The 347-nt window shown below is 36.3% G+C and carries 1 protein-coding gene; it reads right to left on the reverse strand.

Annotation, left to right across the window (positions count from 1 at the left end; translation table 11 throughout):
* Positions 1 to 335, reverse strand: a 335-nt coding sequence (locus tag FH871_RS35265; protein ID WP_212768426.1) for an insulinase family protein, incomplete at its 3' end; no start/stop codon positions are given.
* Between the last annotated feature and the right edge of the window lie 12 nt (positions 336 to 347).

The raw sequence follows: 347 nt of genomic DNA on the forward strand, positions 1-347 counted from the left end.
AATTTGGGTTTTGCCACATCAAAACGAATGGATTTTCGCTTGACAGGCTCTGTCAACTTCAAGGTTTTTTTGTCAATCTTTGTCAACTTAGTAGTAAAGTTTCTCTGATTTTCTTTGATAGTTGCAAGAGCTGTCTGATAATCAAAATTTCCGACCAAAAAGAGAGACAGATTGTCAGGTCTATAATAGGCCTTATGACTGTTTCTAAGCCATTTTAAAGTGATTTTCTTTAGGCTTTCTTGGCTTCCTGCAATGTCTTGAGTGAGTTTAGTATTTGGATACAAATTCGCTAAAATACCACTGTAAAGTTGGTAGTCAGGATCGTCAAGGTACATGTCAATCTCTTG

Origin of the sequence: Larkinella sp. C7 (genome assembly GCF_006149005.1) — a bacterium.
In the GTDB taxonomy this organism is placed as follows: Bacteria; Bacteroidota; Bacteroidia; order Cytophagales; family Spirosomataceae; genus Larkinella.